This is a genomic window from Rhodococcus marinonascens NBRC 14363 (genome assembly GCF_001894885.1).
Lineage (GTDB): Bacteria > Actinomycetota > Actinomycetes > Mycobacteriales > Mycobacteriaceae > Rhodococcus_F > Rhodococcus_F marinonascens.
Map to the genome: position 1 here is coordinate 87,237 of NZ_BCXB01000006.1, position 17,429 is coordinate 104,665.

At 63.5% G+C, this 17,429-nt stretch carries 14 protein-coding genes and 1 pseudogene; 5 read left to right on the forward strand and 10 right to left on the reverse strand.

From position 1 onward, the window contains the following. Positions 1 to 32: 32 nt before the first annotated feature. Positions 33 to 1,664, reverse strand: a complete 1,632-nt coding sequence (locus RM2_RS06620) for an amidohydrolase (protein ID WP_072688040.1) — start codon at positions 1,662 to 1,664, stop codon at positions 33 to 35. 137 nt (positions 1,665 to 1,801) lie between these two features. Here RM2_RS06620 and RM2_RS06625 point away from each other — a divergent pair, with 137 nt between their 5' ends. Next, a complete protein-coding gene (locus RM2_RS06625; RefSeq protein ID WP_072688041.1) occupies positions 1,802 to 2,932 on the forward strand; it encodes an NADH:flavin oxidoreductase in 1,131 nt (376 codons plus the stop codon). A gap of 11 nt (positions 2,933 to 2,943) precedes the next feature. On the opposite strand, the gene RM2_RS06630 is transcribed toward RM2_RS06625, so the two are convergent. Further along, a complete protein-coding gene (locus RM2_RS06630; RefSeq protein ID WP_072688147.1) occupies positions 2,944 to 3,465 on the reverse strand; it encodes an OmpA family protein in 522 nt (173 codons plus the stop codon). 94 nt (positions 3,466 to 3,559) lie between these two features. Further along, the gene (locus tag RM2_RS06635; protein WP_072688042.1) at positions 3,560 to 4,330 is read right to left on the reverse strand and encodes a CPBP family intramembrane glutamic endopeptidase; all 771 of its coding nucleotides are present in this window, start codon (positions 4,328 to 4,330) and stop codon (positions 3,560 to 3,562) included. Between the two features lie 173 nt (positions 4,331 to 4,503). On the opposite strand from RM2_RS06635, the gene RM2_RS06640 reads away from it, so the two are divergent. Next, complete coding sequence (locus tag RM2_RS06640; protein WP_072688043.1) at positions 4,504 to 6,201, forward strand: fumarate hydratase; 1,698 nt, start codon at positions 4,504 to 4,506, stop codon at positions 6,199 to 6,201. A 24-nt stretch (positions 6,202 to 6,225) separates the two neighbouring features. Here RM2_RS06640 and RM2_RS06645 read toward each other — a convergent pair whose 3' ends face one another. From RM2_RS06645 to htpG, 4 genes are all read right to left on the reverse strand, one after another. Continuing rightward, the gene (locus RM2_RS06645) at positions 6,226 to 7,035 is read right to left on the reverse strand and encodes a class I SAM-dependent methyltransferase (protein WP_072688148.1); all 810 of its coding nucleotides are present in this window, start codon (positions 7,033 to 7,035) and stop codon (positions 6,226 to 6,228) included. 52 nt (positions 7,036 to 7,087) lie between these two features. After that, a complete protein-coding gene (locus RM2_RS06650) occupies positions 7,088 to 7,438 on the reverse strand; it encodes a hypothetical protein (RefSeq protein WP_072688044.1) in 351 nt (116 codons plus the stop codon). Between the two features lie 125 nt (positions 7,439 to 7,563). Beyond that, positions 7,564 to 8,133 carry a mismatch-specific DNA-glycosylase gene (locus RM2_RS06655; RefSeq protein ID WP_072688045.1) on the reverse strand — a complete coding sequence of 190 codons (570 nt, stop codon included), beginning with the start codon at positions 8,131 to 8,133 and terminating at the stop codon, positions 7,564 to 7,566. A 107-nt stretch (positions 8,134 to 8,240) separates the two neighbouring features. Further along, positions 8,241 to 10,169 (reverse strand): molecular chaperone HtpG, encoded by a 1,929-nt coding sequence (gene htpG / locus RM2_RS06660; protein ID WP_072688149.1) that lies wholly within the window; start codon positions 10,167 to 10,169, stop codon positions 8,241 to 8,243. 389 nt (positions 10,170 to 10,558) lie between these two features. Here htpG and RM2_RS06665 point away from each other — a divergent pair, with 389 nt between their 5' ends. Both RM2_RS06665 and RM2_RS06670 read left to right on the forward strand, forming a co-directional pair. Beyond that, positions 10,559 to 12,589, forward strand: a complete 2,031-nt coding sequence (locus RM2_RS06665; protein ID WP_072688046.1) for an elongation factor G — start codon at positions 10,559 to 10,561, stop codon at positions 12,587 to 12,589. 84 nt (positions 12,590 to 12,673) lie between these two features. Beyond that, the gene (locus tag RM2_RS06670; RefSeq protein WP_072688150.1) at positions 12,674 to 13,522 is read left to right on the forward strand and encodes a PE-PPE domain-containing protein; all 849 of its coding nucleotides are present in this window, start codon (positions 12,674 to 12,676) and stop codon (positions 13,520 to 13,522) included. Between the two features lie 59 nt (positions 13,523 to 13,581). On the opposite strand, the gene RM2_RS06675 is transcribed toward RM2_RS06670, so the two are convergent. From RM2_RS06675 to RM2_RS06685, 3 genes are all read right to left on the reverse strand, one after another. Then, positions 13,582 to 14,463 carry a CHRD domain-containing protein gene (locus RM2_RS06675; protein ID WP_072688047.1) on the reverse strand — a complete coding sequence of 294 codons (882 nt, stop codon included), beginning with the start codon at positions 14,461 to 14,463 and terminating at the stop codon, positions 13,582 to 13,584. Positions 14,464 to 14,663: 200 nt separating this feature from the next. After that, positions 14,664 to 15,671, reverse strand: a complete 1,008-nt coding sequence (locus tag RM2_RS06680) for a zinc-dependent alcohol dehydrogenase family protein (RefSeq protein WP_072688048.1) — start codon at positions 15,669 to 15,671, stop codon at positions 14,664 to 14,666. A gap of 110 nt (positions 15,672 to 15,781) precedes the next feature. Continuing rightward, positions 15,782 to 16,552: a glucose 1-dehydrogenase gene (locus RM2_RS06685; protein ID WP_072688049.1), complete on the reverse strand. Its 771-nt coding sequence runs from the start codon at positions 16,550 to 16,552 to the stop codon at positions 15,782 to 15,784. A gap of 409 nt (positions 16,553 to 16,961) precedes the next feature. Here RM2_RS06685 and RM2_RS06690 point away from each other — a divergent pair. After that, positions 16,962 to 17,159 (forward strand): annotated as a pseudogene (locus tag RM2_RS06690) (thiamine pyrophosphate-binding protein); the annotation flags it as partial. Positions 17,160 to 17,429 lie beyond the last annotated feature (270 nt).

Sequence of the window (17,429 nt, forward strand, 5' to 3'; positions counted from 1 at the left end):
TTCGCGCAGCCTTCGATCCAGTCGCCACGCGATCACCTCAGTTTTCCGAATACCGTTCGGCCCTCCATGATCGTAGCGAGGATGCGCAGATCCGCGATCTCGTCAGGTTCCACGAGAAGCGGATTTGCCGACAGTACGACGAAATCGGCGTGCATACCCGGCATGATCGCCCCTATCGCGTCATCACTGTGTAGATGCCAGGCTGAGTTGATCGTCTCCGCGCGAAGAGCCTCGAGGACGGAGATCCGCTCGTCGGGACCGAGCACGCGTCCCGATCGGGTGCGGCGGGTAACGGCGTCGGCGATGTTACGTAGCGGGTTGATCGGGGTGACGGGCGCGTCGTTGTGGAACGAGATGCGCTGTCCCATAGCGATTGCGGAACTTGCTGCAGCCCAGGATGTTCCCCGCTCCGAGCCGAACAGGTCGTCGACGAGAATGTCTCCCCAATAGTAGAGGTGGTCGATGAACATGCTGCACGTGACGCCGAGTTCGGTCGCTCGACGGAACTGGTCCGGAGTCATCGCTCCGACGTGCTCGAGCCGCAACCGGTGATCGTCGCGTGGCGTGTCCGCGAGCATCCGCTCCCATGCGTCGAGCGCCACGGTGACTGCGTCGTCGCCGTTCGCGTGACAGGAGATTTGCCAGCCCTTCTCGAAGTACGGCCGACTGATCTCGAGAACCTCGTCCTCGGTGTAGTTGGTCTTGCCACGGGTTCCAACGAGACCCATCGCCCGCGTGACCTCAGAATCGATGTACGGAAAACTGGTGGCCGCGTTGCCCACCCAGGGCGAACCGTCCGCCCAGATCTTGATACCTACCTGGCGGACCAAGTCGTTGCCCACACCCGGAGACACCTCGCTGGCGCGCTGCGGGTTCGACATCTCGTAGAGACGGAGGCGAGTAGTGAGCGCGCCGGACCTGGAGAAAGCGGTCAAGGCGGCCCGGAAGTTCGGGTCGAACGCCATCTCGCTGGTGGTGGTAACACCCGCTGCGTTCATCCGCGCGCACTCCGCCGAGAGGAGTTCAGGCAGTCGAGTCACGGCCCCAGCCAGTACCTTTCCCGCCACCGCCATCACTGCGGGTGCCTCGAAGGCTGAGCCGTCGAGTTCACCCGACCTCTCGCGGCCGAAGCTACCGCCCTCGGGGTCCGGCGCATCGCGGGTCAACCCGGCTTCCCGCGCGGCCACGTCATTGAAGAAGGCAACGTGCCCGCTGTTGTGCAGGATCACCAGCGAAGTGTCCGGGGCGACGGAATTGAGCCACGCGCGGGTCGGTTCCGGTAGTCCCCTCTGCAACAAGGGGTCCCAGCCGTTGAGTACGGTGCCGTCGGGATGCTCGTCGACGGCTTTGCGCACGGCCTCGACCACTTCTTCCGCATCGGCGATGGTGACCGGCCTGATGTCCACGACCGGTTCGGCGAGAAGCACCGCCGAGTAGAGCGGATGTCCATGCGCTTCGATGAATCCCGGGAGTACGCAGGCTCGGCCCAGGTCCACAGTGACCGTCGCGGGCCCGATCAGCGGAATCACCGCAGCGTCGTCGCCGACCGCGGCGATGCGTCCGTCACGAACAGCGACCGCTCGAGCGCGTGGCCGTGTGTCATCCATGGTGACCACGTCACCGAAAAGCACCAGATCGGCAGTCTTCGTACCCTTCTTGCCCATCAGTGCGCCCTCCCGTCGGACCGGGCGAGGACGACCCCCACGCGCCGGCAGCGAGTCTCGACTCTGACTTCACCCTACAACTAGGCAGCAGGTCAAATGCGGGAATCGTGCGTATCCCAAATGAGTTGCAAACAAGTATGACCGAAACATCACTGCCCACAGACGGCCTCTTCGAGCCGATCACCATCAAGTCCCTGAAAATGCGGAACCGCTTCGCGATGGCCCCGATGACGAGGGCCTTCTCTCCCGACGGCATCCCCGGGGACGACGTGACGGCGTACTACCGCCGTCGCGCGGCGGGCGGGGTGGGGCTTATCATCACCGAAGGCACGTACGTCCCCGACCCGGCCGTCGGACCCGATACCCGAGTGCCGCGCCTCTATGGCGAAAACAGCCTCGCCGGGTGGAAGTCCGTGGTGGACGCCGTACACGAAGAGGGCGGACAGATCATTCCGCAGCTGTGGCACCTGGGCGCCGAGCGCGGACCACATCCGCTCCTGAATCCTGGTGTGACCACCGTCAGCCCGTCTGGACTGGCTCTGGACGGCACCCCGGTGGGTCGGCCGTTCACCGCATCCGACCTGGACGAACTACGAGACGCCTGGGTAGCGGCCGCAACCAACGCACGTGACATCGGCTTCGACGGCGTCGAACTTCACGGCGCACACGGCTACCTGATCGATCAGTTCCTGTGGGACCGCACGAACGTCAGGTCCGACAGCTACGGCGGGTCACTCGAGGCCCGTACCAGATTCCCGGTCGAGGTGGTCGCTGCGATCCGCGAGGCTGTCGGCGAGGACTTCGCCATCGTCTACCGCTTCTCCCAGTGGAAGCTGAACGCCTTCGACGCACGCATCGCGCAATCTCCCGACGAGCTGAGCGTGGTGCTCAAGCCGCTGGTTGCCGCGGGGGTAGACGTGTTGCATCCATCCACTCGCAGATACTGGGAACCTGCGTTCGCCGAACTGCCCGGTGCCGACGGAGAACTGGGTCTGGCCGGATGGACGAAGAAACTAACCGGACTACCGACGATCACGGTGGGCTCGGTAGGACTCGACAGCGTTTTCACGAAAGCCCTCCCCACCGACGGCGCATCGAACCCCACCAATATCGACCGCCTGCTGCGACAGTACGAGAACGGCGAGTTCGACCTCGTCGCGGTCGGTCGGGCCCTGCTATCCGATCCGGAATGGGTGCTCAAACTCCGAGAAGGCAGAACCGCCGAGCACATCCCGTACCGAAACGAGCACAGGAACCTCCTGCACTGAACTCTGTTCGATCAGTTCTCCCCGACGGTGATGTCGGCCTGGTCGACGTTGACGTCGCTGCCCGGGTTCGCGGTTCCCTCGGTGGAGATCCTGTTCTTGTCTATCCCCTGCGCTTCGAGGGCGCTGGCGACGGAATCGGCACGTTCCTCGGCCAGTTGCTGTGCGGCGGCCTCATCGGACTTGTCGGCGTACGCGTCGATCTTGATGTCGGCATCGCTCGTCTTCAGTGCTAGCGCGATGGTTGTGAGCGTCACATTGGAAATCGGGTCCAATTCGGAACTATCGGATTCGAACTGGACCGGCACCGCCGAGATTGCCGAGTTGATGGCATTCTGAGTGGCCTCCAATGCCGTGTTCACAGCAGACGACGCGGTGGCTCTGATGCTGGTGGCCGCACCATCGAACGGGCCCGGCTCCGAACTCGTGGTGGTGGTAACCGGGGCGTCATCGGAGTTTTCGTTGGAGCAACCGGCTACCCCGGCAAGCGCAATAGCAGCCACTGCGGCACCGCTGACGATCGTCTTGCGAACCATTGGATTCCCCTCGAGGTCGGTGTCGTCCGGAAGGCCTACCTTTCGTGAGAATAGTCCTGAGCCGCTGGCCACATCGGCGAATCGAACGCCGCGTTCAGTTGATGGTCGTATGCCACACGATGGCAGCGGCGAGTGCGCCGGCGCCATTCAACGACCAGTGCAGCGCGATGGGCGCAATCAGACTGCCGCTGCGACGGCGAATCCAGGTGAACGCCACTCCGGCCCCCGCAGTGACGACCACCGCCCCAAGGATGCCGAGAATCTGACCGACTACACCGCCGCCCAAAATACTCGTCAAACCCTTGTTTCCCGAGGTCAGCCCTAGCGAGGACGCTATGTGCCAGAGGCCGAACATGAGCGAACCCGCCGCGAAGACTCCGCGTGCACTGCACACACGGTCGAGCGTGCCGTGGAGTACACCACGGAATGCGAGTTCCTCGGGGATGACAGTCTGTAGTGGGATGACGATCATCGAGGCGATGAGCGCGCCGGAGAGAGTGGCATACCGATCGGCCATGAAGAAGGGCCGAGTGAGTGGCAGCGCTGCTCCGATCGCGACAACGGCGATCACGAGACCCATCGCGCCGAGGGCGTACATCGAACCCCGGCGCCAGTGTCTCGGGGACAGCCCCAACTCGGCCCAGCCGAGCCCCCTGCGGCGCGTCAGTACGAGCAGCACGACAGCGGCGATCGGAACGGTGGCGATGCTGGCCCACGCGGTGGTGAAGTGTGCGATCAGGTTCGTGCCCGCCAGCACGACCACGACTATTGCGATATCGAGATAGGCATGCAGCGCGGGTCGCTTCGCCCAGCCACCCGTTGACTCTGCGTATACGGCCCCCGCGGAGTTGGATTGGATAGTCATACGTTCGGCCGGTCTCCTTCGCGTTGCATCCGGTGAGTGTACGGATCTGCAGGCCCGGACTCCTGTGAGCTACCCCACTGTGTGTAGGAGCACTCCCCCTCGCCCATCGGGCGTCTCCGGCTCCCGGCTAGCCTGGGTTCGAACTTCACATCACCCGCTGTCCAGGAGAGAGAATGGCCGACTTCGTCTACGAGGACCTGCTACCGATCGGTGACGACCCCACCGAATATCGGTTGCTGACCACCGAGGGGGTGACGACTGTCGCAGGACCCGACGGCCGCACCTTCCTGTCCGTCGAGCCCGAGGCGTTGCGTCTACTCACCGAGACCGCACTCCACGACATCTCGCATTACCTGCGCAGCGATCATCTGAAGCAGCTCGCGAGCATCCTCGACGATCCGGAAGCGTCCAGCAACGACAAGTTCGTCGCGCTGGATCTACTCAAGAACGCCAATATCTCTGCTGCCGGCGTTCTGCCGATGTGCCAGGACACTGGCACCGCGATCGTCATGGGCAAGCGCGGTCAGCACGTCCTCACCCCCGGCGACGACGAGAGGGCCATCGCGCGGGGCGTCTACGACGCCTACACCCGGCTCAACCTGCGGTACTCGCAGAACGCGCCGATCACGATGTGGGACGAGAAGAACACCGGAAGCAACCTCCCTGCGCAGATCGAGCTCTACGCCGACACCGCGGGCGGCCACGAGAACGCCTACAAGTTCCTGTTCATGGCCAAGGGTGGTGGCAGCGCCAACAAGTCCTACCTGTACCAGGAGACCAAGGCGATCCTGAACCCCAACGGCATGATGCGTTTCCTCGAAGAGAAGATCCGCGCCCTCGGCACTGCGGCCTGCCCGCCGTACCATCTCGCTATCGTCGTCGGCGGCACCTCGGCCGAGTTCGCGCTCAAGACAGCCAAGTACGCGTCCGCGCATTACCTGGACGAGCTTCCCAACGAGGGTGCGATCACCGGTCGCGGCTTCCGCGACCTCGACCTCGAGGAAGAAGTCCTCGAACTCACCCGCAAGATCGGCATCGGTGCCCAGTTCGGCGGCAAGTACTTCTGCCACGACGTCCGCGTCATCCGTCTCCCACGTCACGGCGCCTCCCTCCCGGTGGCGCTCGCCGTGTCCTGCTCCGCAGACCGTCAGGCCAAGGCGAAGATCACCCCCGAGGGTGTCTTCCTCGAACAACTCGAGTTCAACCCCGGCCGCTTCCTCCCCGAGGTCACCGACGCCCAACTCGATACCGAGACAGATGGCGTCTCCGGCACCGGCAAGGGCGCCGCCGTCAAGATCGACCTCACCACGCCGATGCCGCAGATCCTCGCCGAGTTGTCGAAGCACCCGGTAAAGACCCGTTTGTCGCTGACCGGTCCGCTGGTCGTCGCCCGCGACATCGCCCACGCGAAGATCAAGGAACGCCTCGACGCCGGCGAGGAGATGCCGCAGTACCTCAAGGATCATCCGGTGTACTACGCCGGTCCGGCCAAGACGCCCGACGGCATGGCATCCGGTTCCTTCGGTCCCACCACCGCCGGCCGAATGGACTCGTATGTGGAGCAGTTTCAGGCCGCGGGCGGGTCGATGGTAATGCTCGCCAAGGGCAACCGCTCCAAGCAGGTCACCGACGCGTGCAAGTCGTACGGCGGCTTCTACCTCGGCTCAATCGGCGGCCCCGCGGCACGTCTGGCCCTCGACTGCATCAAGAAGGTCGAGGTGATCGAGTACGAGGAACTGGGCATGGAGGCGATCTGGAAGATCGAGGTCGAGGACTTCCCCGCGTTCATCGTGGTCGACGACAAGGGTGAAGACTTCTTTGCCCACACCGGCGAGGTCACGTTGACGGTCGGCAAGCGCCCCGGCCTGTAGTCGGCGCCGACCGAAAGATCGTTCCTACACTCGGCAGAGGATTTCGCTGTGCAGCAGCGCGAACCAGCCGTCGCACTCCCGCACCCACGAATGCCATCCTGCCGCAATGTGTTCCAGATCCTCCGGAGTTGCCAATCCCAGTTCGATCGCACGGTCGGCGTAGTTGGAGTGGAGGACGCGATCGGCCCAGGAACCGCCCCACCACTCGCGATCCTCGTCCGAGGAGAAACACCACGTGCTGGCGGTAGTCATGAACTCTTCGAGACCAGCCTCGTGTGCCCACGCCCGAAGGCGCCGCCCCGCGTCGGGCTCACCCCCGTTCGCACGGGCGGTGGCCTTGTACAGCGCCAGCCACCGGTCGAGTTCCGGCTTCGCCGGGTACCAGGTGAACGTGCCGTAGTCGGTGTCGCGGACGGCGACGATTCCGCCCGGCTTGCAGACACGCTTCATTTCACGCAACGCCTGCACCGGATCACCGACATGTTGCAATACCTGGTGTGCGTACACGACATCGTAAGTGTCGTCGGCGAAGTCGAGTGCGTGAATGTCCGACACCACCGTCTTGGCATTCGGGACACATCGTTTCGCGAACTCGGCCCGTGCCAAGTTCAGCGCCTCGTCGTTCATCTCGACGGCCGTGACTTCTCCGGGAGCGACAAGGCCCGCGAGGTCAGCAGTGATGGTTCCCGGACCGCAACCGACGTCGAGCAAAGTCATTCCACTGGCCAAATGCGGCAACAGGTACCCGGCGGAGTTCTCCGCCGTACGCCACCGGTGGTTGCGCAGCACCGACTCATCGTGCCCGTGCGAATACACCGTCGCCTCGCTGTTCATGTTGCCGACGGTAGCAATCGGGGCCATCTTCCGCTCAGCAACCGCGGCGGGATCAGGTCCAGAGCGCGGCGACTAGAACGGTAACGATGGACAGCCCGCCGATCACATGCACCATGTTCGGGTTCTCCAACCCCTTCTTCTGCTTGCCTCGGAAGATCTCGGCCAGCGCAAGAATCACGAGCGACAGTACGAGTTTCACACCGATCTTGATGTGGTTGTAGTCCTTGTCGAGTGCACCCTCGCCGATGCCGACGAGAATGAGTCCTGACACGAATTGGAGTCGCGCACCCCACACCATCACCTCGGAGACCCGCGGAGTCGCGAGTACCGCGAAGTAGCCACCGACGAGGGCGGCCATACCGAGCAGATGGCAGACGAAAACGAGATGGTAGAGGACGGTCATGTCGACAGCTTAGTGGCCGGGTTCATCAGTTCATCAGCTCACCCGTTCGTCCGGGGCCAGTCCGCTCGGCGCATCCCACAACTACAGCAACATCGACCCCGCGTCTGACGTAGCGAACCGACCGGTCAGCCGGACACGATCCCCGCCTCGATCGCCGCCTCCCGATAGGCTGCGGCCAGGGTTGCGACGGTTTCATGGGCGTTGAGCCCGCTCGGATTGGGCACAACCCACAACTCCGCACCCTCGAAGCCGCCCGGTTGCTTCCCCTTCTTTGCACCCCGCTGTCCGAAAGCCGTGCGATAGGCAGTAACCCCCGCAATCGCAACGACTCGAGGAACGTTGTCACGCACCATGACTCGAAGCCGTTCGCCGCCGGCCGCCAATTCCTCGGCGGTCAACTCGTCGGCCTTCGCCGTGGCGCGCCGCGCCAGATTGGTGATACCGACGCCGCGCTCGACCAGGTAGTTCCGATCCGCATCCGACATTCCGTCCGTCGGATCGATCGCACGCTCGATGATCCCGGCGGCCAGCAGGGCCGGATAGAATCGGTTGCCCGGCCGCGCGAAATGCGCCCCGGTCGCCGCCGTCCACAACCCCGGGTTGATTCCGACGAACAGCAGGCGGCAGTCTTGTCCGATGAGTTCCGGGACCTCGGCATCGCGGAACGACTCCAACTCCGCGCGGGTGAAACTCACGGCCGACCCGCCTCCAAAGTTATGGTCGGTGTGCGGAATTGGTCACGGGGCGAGCGGGCTCCCACAACGAACCCCGTTCCCCCCGTGACCAATACGAGCAAGCGGAACTACACCGTCCTGGCGAGACGGTTGGCGAGCATGGTCGTGAACCGTGCAGGGTCGTCGAGTTCGCCACCTTCGGCGAGCAGTGCCATGCCGTAGAGGAGTTCGGCGGTCTCCCCCAGCGCTGCGTCCTCGCTGCGCTCACCGTGAGCGTCCCGCAACCCGCTGACCAGCGGGTGGGTCGGGTTCAGTTCGAGGATGCGCTTCGAGGTGGGAACCGGCTGTCCTGACGCCCGGTACATCCGTTCGAGCGCGGGCGACATGCTGAAGGCGTCGCCGACAATGCAGGCCGGAGACGTAGTCAACCGGGAGGACAGCCTGACCTCCTTGACCTGCTCGGTCAGCGCTTCGGCCATCCAGGTGAGCAGGCCCGCGAAATCCTTCTCCTGCTCTTCCCGCTCGGACTCGTGGGCCTTCTTGTCTTCCTCGGTGTCGAGATCGACCTCGCCTTTCGCGATCGACTGGAACGACTTGCCATCGAATTCCGGAATCGCACCGACCCACATCTCATCGACCGGGTCTGTCAGCAGCAGTACCTCGTAGCCCTTCGCCCGGAAGGCTTCCATGTGTGGCGAACTCTCGAGCAACTGCCGGGATTCACCGGTCGCGTAGAAGATCTGCTCCTGACCGTCCTTCATCCGAGCGACATACTCTTCCAGCGACGTCAGTTCGTCCTCGCTGTGTGTGGACTCGAACAACGAGACGCCCAGCAGCACATCTCGATTGTCGGTGTCCGACATCAGGCCTTCCTTGACCGCGCGGCCGAACTCCCCCCAGAACGCCCGGTAGTCGTCGGGGCGCTCCGCTTTCAGGTCCTTGATGGTGGTGAGAACCTTCTTGGTGAGCCTGCGGCGGATGGCTCGGATCTGCCGGTCCTGCTGAAGGATCTCGCGGGAGACGTTGAGCGAGAGGTCCTGTGCGTCCACCACCCCCTTGACGAAGCGCAGGTACTCGGGCATCAACTGGTCGCAGTCGTCCATGATGAAGACGCGCTTGACGTAGAGCTGGATGCCGGTCTTCCCATCGCGCATGAAGAGGTCGAACGGCGCGTGCGACGGGATGAACAGCAGCGCTTGGAACTCGAACGTGCCCTCCGCCTTCATCGGGATGACCTCGAGGGGGTCGTCCCAGGCATGGGCGATGTGCTTGTAGAACTCCTTGTATTCGTCCTCGGTGACGTCGTCCTTCGATCGGGCCCACAGCGCCTTCATCGAGTTGATCGTCTCGGAAGTCGTGGTGACCTCGCCCTCGCCCTCGCCCTCGGCTGGGACCGTTCGCTCGACGTCCATCCGGATCGGCCAGGCGATGAAGTCGGAATACCGCTTGACGAGTTCCTTGATCTTCCGGTCCGAGGTGTAGTCGTGCAGCTGATCTTCTGCGTCCTCGGGCTTGAGGTGCAGGGTGACCGAACTGCCCTGCGGCGCGTCATCGACTGCTTCGATCGTGTACGTCGCCTCGCCGCTCGACTCCCAGCGGGTGGCCCCGCTCTCGCCAGCCTTCCGCGTCAGCAGGGTCACCTTGTCTGCGACCATGAACGTCGAGTAGAAGCCGATGCCGAACTGCCCGATCAGCTCCTCGGACGCTGCGGAGTCCTTGGCCTCCCGCAGCTTGTTGCGCAGGTCTGCCGTCCCGGACTTGGCCAGCGTGCCGATGAGGTCGACGACCTCCTCGTGCGACATACCGATGCCGTTGTCGCGGATCGTGAGTGTGCGGTTCTCCTCGTCCAACTCGATCTCGATGTGCAGATCCGACGTATCGACGTCGAGATCCTTATTGCGGAAGGCTTCGAGCCGTAACTTGTCCAATGCATCCGAAGAATTGGAGATGAGCTCCCGCAGGAACGAGTCCTTGTTGGAGTACACCGAGTGGATCATGAGGTCCAGAATTTGGCGGGTCTCCGCCTGGAACTGCAGTTGTTCGATATTTGTGCTCACTTCGATTCCCTTCGACAGCAGAACCCTCGACACCAGATTTGTCGACACCAGATTCGTCGTTCGAATGATAACCCGCTGTCGCGAATGGGGTTCTTCGGTCACCGGACAAACTGCTGCCACTCACCGATCGGTCACCCTTGCTTCTCCTCGATCGGTGGAAACGGGGCGCAGGAGCTGAAGTTGGTTCATTCATGCACCGGGCCACCACTTACCGCCGACATGTGTTGCAGTGCAAACATCTTCGGGAGGGTGTAGTTCCTCCATGATACGCCGGCCCTCGATCTGTCGCTGCCGGCCCGAGACTGCGATGCCCAAGTCGCACGCCCCAGAGGGGTCTCTCACGGTATCGTCGGGAACGACCCATACGACAGTCCCGTGGCAGGGGGGCCGTGACGATCGAGAGTGATCTGATCCGCAATATCGCGCTGGTGGGGCATCAGGGCAACGGCAAGACGAGCCTCGCAGAGGCAATGCTCTACCGGGCCGGTGTCATTACTCGCCCCGGACGCGTGGAGAGCGGCAACACCGTACTCGACACCCAACCGGAAGAACACGACCACACCCAGTCGCTGACGCTCGGTCTGGCCTCCTTCTCCTGGGGCGATCATCGGATCAATCTCCTCGACCCGCCTGGCTACGCCGATTTCGTCGGCGACGCGATGACCGCACTCCGGGTCGCGGACGTCGCCGTGTTCGTGATCGACGGGGTCAGTGGTCTACAGGTGAACGATGAACTGCTGTGGCAGGCGGCCAACGAGCGATCGATCCCTCGGATCCTCTTCATCAACAAGTTGGACAAGGAGCGAGCGTCCTTCGATGCGGTCCTGGCCGGAATCCACGACCGGTTCGGCTCCGGAGTGGAAGCAGTCGATCTGCCGATCGGCGAGGCATCCGCGTTTGCGGGTGTCGCCGATCTCCTGACCGAACGCGTCATGCTCTACGACACCGGTTCAGCGACCACGAGCGACGAACTCCCGGCCGACATCGCCGACCGCGAGCACGAGCAACACGAACATCTCGTGGAGGACGTGGTCGAGATCGAGGATGATCTGCTCTCCAGGTATCTCGAAGGGGAGGACATCGGCGTCGCCGAACTCGAGCACGCACTGAGCGTAGGTTTTGCCGGTGGCACCCTGTGGCCGGTGCTGTGCGGGTCGGCCGTCGACGCCATCGCGGTCGATCGTCTACTCGACTTCGTGTGCCGGATCGCGGCTGCACCGGCGGAGGCCCCCGGCATCGAAGTACATGACAACGGCCGGGTCAGCGAAGTGCCGTGCGATGCGTCCGGTGATCCACTGGCGTACGTCTTCAAGACCCAGACCGACGAATACGTCGGCCAGGTGGCGTTGATGAAGATCGCCTCCGGCACCGTGCACGCCGACGACGTCCTCGTGAATCAGCGCACCGGAGCAAAGGAGCGTCTGCACAATCTGCTTCGCGTCCTCGGCAGCAAGCACACCGCGATCGACTCCGCGGAGGCGGGCGATATCGTCGGCGCGATCAAACTCGCCGACGTCGCGACTGGCGACACCCTGGCGCCGATCGGGTCCTCACTCACCGTGGCGCCGATCGAACGCGCGCGACCTGTATACGGGATTGCTGTGGCCGCCGAGAGCGCAGGCGACGAGGACAAGTTGTCGACCGCCCTGGCCGAACTCGTCAGCGACGACCCGACGCTGGAAGTGATCCGTGACAACGAAACCCATCAGACGGTGGTCCGTGGCGCGGGCGACATGCACGTACAGGTGGCCCTGACACGGCTGCAGCGGCGATACGGGATCACCCTCCGCACCGAACCCATGAAGATCGCGTACCGCGAGACTCTGCTCGGATCCACCGAGGCGGAGGGCCGTCACAAGAAGCAGTCCGGCGGTCACGGCCAGTTCGGCGTGGCCACCGTCCGCTTCGAACCACTTCCCCTCGACGACGGCTACGAGTTCGTCGACGAGACTCGCGGCGGGGTGATTCCCAAGTCTCTCGTCTCTGCGGTCGGCAAGGGCGTCGCCGACTCCATGGAACGCGGGGGCCGACACGGGTTTCCTCTCGTCGACCTGCGAGCGACGGTCCTCGACGGAAAACACCACTCGGTCGATTCCGATGATTTCAGCTTCAGGATGGCCGGGGCGCTCGCCCTCCGCGCGGCTATTGACAGTGTGGGCACCCGCGTCCTCGAACCGGTCGACCACCTGGAGGTCACAGTGCCCGCGGCCGTTCAGGGTGACGTGATGGCAGATCTCGGACGTCGGCGGGGGCAGATCGAAGGCACCGAACCGGCCCGCGACGGCGAGATCACCGTGATCGCCTCCGTCCCGACGAGCGAGGTCACCGACTATGCGGTTGCGCTCCGATCGATTACTCACGGGCGTGGCCGTCTCACATTGAGATTCAAGTGTTACCAGGAGCGACCCGAACCACGCTGAGAGTTCTATCTCCGTTCCCGATTGCCAGGGAGTTCTCAGGTTCGACCGATCGGGTACCTATTCTCGCTCGGCAAGATGGATTACATGCCTGACGTGACCGTTTTCGCAGTCGGTGGCACCGGAGAGTCCCACACCGATGACGACCGAACCCACGTGTCCGGGTTGCTGTGCGAGGTCACCGACGCGCTCGACGGGCGTTTCACGTCACGCTGGGTCGGTTACCCGGCGTCGTACGGACCGGTCGCTGCAGGCGGGCTGAGTTATCGACAGAGCACCGAGGTCGGTGTGCGCAGGCTGATCGAGGCCATCGACGGCGCCGCAGGATTGGTCATGCTGATCGGTTATTCACAGGGTTGCACCGTGATCCGTGAGGTGCTGGGGAAGATCGCCACCGGCGAATTCCGTAGCGGCAATGTCAGCGCCGCCGGTATGATCTCCGATCCCGAACAGCCCGCGGGTGCCGTTCTCGGCTGCTGTGGACGGGGAGTCGCAGGCGAAGGAGCACCGCTACCCGGCTCGATCCCTGTCCTGTGGATCGCGCACCCGAGCGACATGATCTGCAATGCCAGCGACGACAGCTATGTCCGCGATATCGCGGACCTCACCCGGTGGATGTCGTTTCGTATGCATCGAGTGTGGCGCGCGCGAACATGGGAGCTGCTCCGCCACAACAGCTTCCAGAATGCGGAAAAGACAAGAATCACTCCGAAGCAATGGCGTACCGATTTGCAACGCCTGCGGATAGCGACGATCGAGATACTCGGCTACCTGCCGCCGCGTCTCACCTGGCACGGCGTGAACATCGCCAATTCACGAGGCGGGCGACATGTCGCATACGCCAGCGAGCCACTGGACGCCAGCGGTCTGACCGGGTGTCAGATCCTGGCCCAGTGGCTGCAGGTGCGGGCGACGTTCGCGCCCGCACCTGCATGAAGTGGTGTAATCCCAAATCAGGTTCACCGTCAGGGCCGGTCGGCCACGGATGCAAAGGACTATTCGGTGACATCCCCGCAGATTATCGGGGCGAACAGCAGCGTCGGGCCGCTGTCGTCGGCAATCTCATTCATCGACCCCATGTGCACATTCACGTACCAACCCGTGGCGGGCGGAGGAGCGTCGACGTTGTCGATGGTGATCGTGGTGGTTGCCTCGCCTGAGCCGTCTGCCTGCAGGTCCGGTACCGGATACACGACGGGCCCCTGGGCGGCGCACGAACCGGAGTGGACATGCACCGCATGGGCGCTGTCAGGTTGTAGACCGGAGGCCCTCACCTCGACGCCAAGGGTCTGCTGATCGCTGTCATATGTCAGAGTGGCCGTGCCCTGCGGAGTCTGCCCCTCCAGCGGCGGAGTCTGCATTTCCAGCTCCGCCGGACCTGCCGCAGCCGTATCCGCGGGAATGTCTCCACAGGCGATCGGAGTGAAACTCACGTCGGTGGGCGCCCCGAGTTCCGCCATCGGCGCGAGATGGATATTCAGGTACGACTCGGTCGGGATGCCTTCGGGTACCGCCGCGCTGACGACTGTTTGCTCAACCGCGCCGCTGGCGTCCGCGACGACATCCGGAAATGGCACCGACGGCGGCTGGGTCTGGTCGGCGCAGGTCCCGGGGTGGATGTGCATGGCGTGACTGCTGCTCGGCGTGAAGCCGTGCATGTCGATCGCCGCGGTGACGAGCATGGTGTCTGGGTCCCAGCTCAGCGAGGCAGTGCCGGTCGGCATGTCTTCGAGCGTGATCGTCGGCAAGACTTGTTCCGCCGCTGACGCGCTCGTAGCGGACGACGCGGCGGAATCGTCCGACGTGGATGAACTCGAACAGGCGCTGAGGACGAGCACACTCGCAGCGGCGAAACACACACCGACACTTCGTAGCATCAGAATTCTCCCTCAATTGGGCAAGAGGCTAGCTGCCCGTTCGAACGTAGGCCCGCTCGAGGAGCACTGTCAACCCAAAAATCCGACCGCCCTCTGTCGCGATGTCGCGGCTTTACCTAACCATCTCGAACGCGTAACGATCTCGAATGCGGCAACGACGTGACCCACACAACGCCGCGCTGCAAGCGAATTGCGGCCAGCTACGACGTGAGGACGATCTTGCCGAAATGCCGGCCGGACTGCTGGTGGCGTAGTGCATCGGTCAGGCGACCGAAAGGATACGTCGAGTCGATGACAGGCTTGATCGCGAGGCCCTCGAGCCCAGCCACCATCTCCTCCTGATGTTCCTTGCTCCCGACCAACAGACCTTCGATCGTGATCTGCTTGGTCAGCAGCGGCGTGAAATCGACCGTCGACGAAGCCCCCGTCATGATGCCCAGCGCGGCGATCCTTCCGCCGACTTTCGCTGCGGCGAGGGACTGATCGAAGGTGGCCGGTCCTCCGATGTCGAGCACGTGATCAACTCCGTGACCTTCCAGACGAAATGCCTCTCGTCCCCACTCAGGATTCTCTCGATAGTTGACGGCGACATCGACGCCGAGTTCGAGCAGCTTGGAGATCTTGTCTGTCGAAGAGGACGTGCCGATGACTCGGGCGCCGACCGCCTTGGCAAGTTGGATAGCGAACAGCGACACCGTGCTCGAACCTGGAACGAGCACGGTCTGGCCCGGCCTGAGCGACGCTGTTGAGAACAGTGCCCGCCATGCGGACAGTCCCGCGGTCGGCAGGGTCGCGGCATCGGCGTACGAGTAGTTTCGTGGGATCGTGGTCAGCGCCGCGGCTTGGATTGTGACAAACCGACGGGCGTATCCGTCCACGCCGTCGCCCGGTGAGTTCGCAAACCCGTCGAAGGTGGGCCGTCCGTGCTGCCAATGCGGCAAGTACGTCGTCATTACGCGGTCGCCGAGACTGAACTGCGGCTCTCCGTCGCCGATCGCAACAACCTCACCCGCGGCGTCCGAGAGCAGGATTCGTGGTGCATTCGTTGCGATCGCCCCGCTTGCGACAAGGACGTCGTGGTGGTTCAGCGAATTCGCATGAACCTCGATCATGATTTCACCCGGCCGCGGATCGGGTGTGTGGACATCACGAGTGACGAGGTTGTCGAGACCGCCGGGCGGTATTACATAGATCGCTGGGGAGAGCATGTCCTCATCCTTCGGCGTGGGCCTGGAAGGGGTGGAGTCGTCGGGCGCGACATGGAGGCAAGCCTCGCGAGTGCCCGGCGACTACCGTTGTGTGACTTGATGTTCCTGATTCAGAGCAGGGACGCCTTGAAGCCGCCGTCGAGGATGAGGCTGCTGCCGTTGCACCACGAAGACTGATCACTCGCGAAGAACACCGCCGCAGCAGCCACCTCCTCGGTACGCCCGTAACGTGTCTGCTTGGCAGAGATCAGGTCATCGAACCCGCCGGCCTCGAGGCCGAGCGCCGCCTCGAAGTCCGGCTGATGTGATTTGACGAGGTCGGTGTCGATGAACCCGGGGAGCAGCGCATTGGCACGGATGTTCTGGAAGCGGAGTTCGGCCGAGAGCGTCTCCGTCAGATTTCGCACAGCGGCCTTCGCTGCGGCGTAGCTGCCGATGAGGGCCGAACCGGTAGTCGACGAGATCGAGGAGATGGTCACGATCGACCCTCCACCGGATTTGAGCATTGCGGGCAGTGAGTGACGGATGGTCAGAAACACCCCGTCGAGGTCGACCGACATCACCTTTCTCCACTCCTCGAAAGAGGTCTGAACCAGCGGCTTGCTTGTGGCGATGCCCGCGTTCGGAACCACCACGTCCAGACCACCGAACTCGGAGACCGTCCGCTCGACAAGATCCAGTACCTGCTTCTCGTCGGTGACGTCGGCTGTGACCGCGATGGATCCAGCGATGGACGCCGAAACATCCTTTGCCGCATTACCGTTGATATCAGTGACGACGACGCGCGCTCCCTCTGCGCCGTAGGCGCGAGCGATCGCAGCACCGATGCCGGCACCGGCCCCAGTGACGATGGCTACCTTGTCAGCTAGCAGACCAACCATGTTCTTTCTCCTGTCGTGAGTGTGGCTGACGGGGATGCCGGCAGCGATTGTCTCGGACGTCGCTGGCGGTGGCGCGCTCGTAGACCCGTGACGAGGCAGGCGCCGCCGCGGCCTTGTGAACCGCATGTGAAGAGCGCCTTCTTGCCTGCATGGCTATTGACACTCACTTGCCTGCCCCTTCCGAAAGGTGGCGGAGACCACAACGCCTGCGACGCGCATCACTCTATATTTTGTTTGACGGCTGTCCAGGCAAATGTTGACAAGTGTCAAGATTCTGGGCGCCCAAGTTTGGTCATATGACCAATTTTGTCGACCGCGCGTCTTCGACTGCACCGAGAGCCGCCATCCGGGCATGCCCGACGTTTCGGTCCGGCCTGACCGCACGGGGGGAGGCTCGGGGAAGATCGCCGCCCGCGGGGCGGAGTCCAGCAAATTCCGCAACGAGCAGGCCGTCGGGCATGCGGCCGTGGCCGCCGGCTATCTCACCGGGCGCCCAGGCGTCTGCCTGAAGGTGTCGGCGCCGGGACTCCTCAACGGGCTGGTGGCGCTCGCGAACGCGACCGTCAACTGCATTCCCACGATCCAGATCAGCGGACCGAGCGACCGCGTCTCGTAGATCGAAGTGATGAAACCGAATGGGGCCCAGATCATGCGGGACGCCCACTGCTACCTCTGATTGGTGTGACTTGCCCGTCGGTTGACAACGTGAAGGTCCCTCTCAGAAAGACGTCGGCGACGCAGATGCGACAGTCCTTACGCCAGCGGTGAGCGCACACGCGACCCCGCACGCTGCGGAGAACCCGGCACTAGGCCGTGTTTCACTAGTTCGTGGTGTGGAGCAGACGGCACCATCCGTCACTGGCACACCGGAATCGAG